Annotated in this window: 2 protein-coding genes; one reads left to right on the top strand and one right to left on the bottom strand. The window is 66.3% G+C overall.

Annotated features, from left to right (window positions below; translation table 11 throughout):
* Positions 1-107 precede the first annotated feature (107 nt).
* Positions 108-1292 (bottom strand): pyridoxal phosphate-dependent aminotransferase, encoded by a 1185-nt coding sequence (locus ACQKDV_RS18980; RefSeq protein ID WP_427785788.1) that lies wholly within the window; start codon positions 1290-1292, stop codon positions 108-110.
* A gap of 218 nt (positions 1293-1510) precedes the next feature.
* Here ACQKDV_RS18980 and ACQKDV_RS18975 point away from each other — a divergent pair.
* Positions 1511-2959 (top strand): S9 family peptidase (locus ACQKDV_RS18975; protein ID WP_427785787.1); only part of this gene is annotated, 1449 nt, incomplete at its 3' end.

Below are 2959 nucleotides of genomic sequence, written 5' to 3'. Positions count from 1 at the left end.
TGTTGTTTTTTTGGTTTTCGTTGTCTTTGTGTCTTTGGTGTTTTTGTTGCTTGGGGGGGGGGGGGGGGGGGGGGGCCCCCCCCCCCCCCCCCCCCCCCCGCCCGGCACTACCGGAAATGCTTCAACCCGCGCGCAATCCGCTCCACCGCCTCCCGCAACCGCGGCACGTCCTGCGTGTACGCCAGGCGCACGTGCTGGTTGGCGCGGTGGAAACCAAAATCCAGGCCCGGGGTGAAAGCCACGTGCTCGGTTTCCAGGAAATGCGCGCAGAAGGCCTGCGCATCGTCAGTGAACGCGCTGACGTCGGCGTACAGGTAGAACGCGCCCTGCGGCTCCACCTCGATGCGGAAGCCAAGCTCGCGCAGGGCCGGCAGCAGGAAGTCGCGGCGCTGCCGGAACGCCTCGCGGCGCTGCTCGAAGATATCCATCGATTCTTCGCTGAAACACGCCAGCGCTGCATGCTGGGCAATGCTGGACGCGCTGATGTACAGGTTCTGCGCCAGCTTTTCCAGATCGGGCACCGCTGCCGGTGGTGCCACCAGCCAGCCCAGCCGCCAGCCGGTCATGCCGAAGTACTTGGAGAAGCTGTTCAGCACGAACGCGCTGTCATCCACCTGCAGCACGCTGGGCGCATCCAGGCCATAGGTCAGGCCGTGGTAGATCTCGTCCACCACCAGGTGGCCGCCGCGCGCGTGCAGCGATGTCGACAGCGCGGCCAGTTCATCGGCTGACAGCACGGTGCCGGTGGGGTTGGCCGGCGAGGCGACCAGGGCGCCGACGCTGTCGGCATTCCAGTGCTGTTCCACCAGTGGCGGGGTCAGCTGGTAGGCGGTGTCGGGGCCGACCGGCACCAGTTGCGCGCCGCCTTCCACCAGGCGCAGGAAATGGCGGTTGCAGGGATAGCCAGGATCGGCCAGCAGCCAGTGTCGGCCCGGATCGACCAGCAGGCTGCTGGCCAGCAGCAGCGCGCCGGAGCCGCCGGGGGTGACCAGGATGCGCTCGGGGTCGATATCCAGCCCATAGTGGCTGCGGTAGAAACCGCTGATGGCCTGGCGCAGGGCCGGCAGGCCGCGCGCGGCGGTGTAGCGGGTATGGCCGGCCGCCAGTGCCACCTGGCCGGCGCGCACGACCGGTTCGGCGGTGGTGAAGTCCGGTTCGCCGATCTCCAGATGGATCACATCGTGGCCGGCCTGTTCCAGCGCCTGCGCGCGGGCCAGCAGGGACATCACGTGAAACGGGGCGATTTCATGGCTGCGCCGGCTGTAGCCCGGCGGGTGGGGCAGGGTGCTCATGCGGCCATGGTACGCCGCATGCCGGGGCACGCGCTCTGGTAGTGCCGGCCGCTGGCCGGCAACCGATCCGCCTGCAGGCCGTAAGGTTGCCGGCCAGCGGCCGGCACTACCGGCAGGCATGGTCACCGTGACGATCTGCAGGGTTGCCCGCAGTCGTTCCGCAACCCAGACTCGGGCTGAAGGACGCCATTGCATTGCCCTTCAAGGAACCCTATCTCATGAAATCCACCCTATGCCTGTTGCTTGCCAGCCTGATGACCAGCACCGTTACCGCCGCCACCCCGCCCGTCCCGCCGGATGCCGCCAAGCACCCGCACGTGGTCAAGGCGCCGTTCGGCGCCACCCGCAACGATGACTATTACTGGCTGCGCGACGACACGCGCGGGAACAAGGACATGCTGGCCTACCTGCAGGCCGAAAATGCCTACGCCGACCAGCTGCTGGCCCCGCTGAAGCCGCTGGAAGACACGCTGTACAAGGAGATTGTCGGACGCATCAAGCAGGACGATGCCAGCGTGCCGGCACGCGAGCGCGGCTACTGGTACTACAGCCGCTACGAAACCGGCCAGGACTACCCCATCCACGCGCGCCGCAAGGGCAGCATGGACGCCGCCGAGGAAGTGCTGCTGGATGTCAACGCAATGGCCGCCGGCAAGGGCTACTTCAGCGTCGGCGCGATGGAAGTCAGCCAGGACAACCAGCTGCTGGCATGGGCTGACGATGACGTCGGCCGCCGCCAGTACACCATCCGCTTCAAGGATCTGGCCACCGGCAAGGTGCTGCCCGATGTCATCACCGGCACCTCCGGCAACGTGGTCTGGGCCGACGACAACCGCACCGTGCTGTACGTCGAGAACGATCCGGAAACCCTGCTGACCGTGCGCGTGAAGAAGCACGTGCTGGGCACCCCGGCCAGTGCCGACACCGTCGTCTACGAAGAAAAGGACGACAGCTTCTACATGGGCATCGGCCGTACCCGCGACGATCGCTTCATCACCATCGGCGTGCACAGCACGGTGTCCTCGGAAGAGCGTTACGCGCCGGCCAGCGACCCAACGCATTTCACCGTACTGGCCCCGCGCCAGCGCGATGTCGAGTACGACGCCGACCATTACGACGGCCGCTGGGTGATCCGTACCAACGATGGGGCGAAGAACTTCAAGCTGGTCACCGCCCCGACCGATGCCACCTCGCGCGCGCAGTGGAAGGACTGGATCGCACACGACGATGCGGTGTTCATCGAAGGTTTCGAGCTGTTCGACAACTACACCGCCATCGCCGAACGTTCCGAAGGGCTGGAGCGCATCCGCCTGCTGTTCAAGGATGGCCGCAGCGACTACGTGAAGGCCGATGAGCCGGCGTATTCGATGGGCCTGGGCGACAACACCGAGGCCGATACGCCGTGGCTGCGCTACGTGTATACCTCGATGACCACCCCGACCACCGTGTTCGAACTGAACACCGCCACCGGCGAGCGCCGCCAGCTGAAGGTGCAGCCGGTCATCGGCTATGACGCCTCGAAGTACGAAACCGACCGCATCTGGATCACCGCACGCGACGGAGTGAAGGTGCCGGTGTCGCTGGTTTACCGCAAGGGCTACCAGAAGGATGGCAAGGGCGCGCTGTTCCAGTACGCCTACGGCAGCTACGGCATGTCGATGGACCCG

Origin of the sequence: Stenotrophomonas sp. NPDC077659, assembly GCF_050268705.1 — a bacterium.
In the GTDB taxonomy this organism is placed as follows: Bacteria; Pseudomonadota; Gammaproteobacteria; order Xanthomonadales; family Xanthomonadaceae; genus Stenotrophomonas.
The sequence above is the reverse complement of the archived record's forward strand: the minus strand, read 5'-3'. Positions and strand labels throughout refer to the sequence as shown.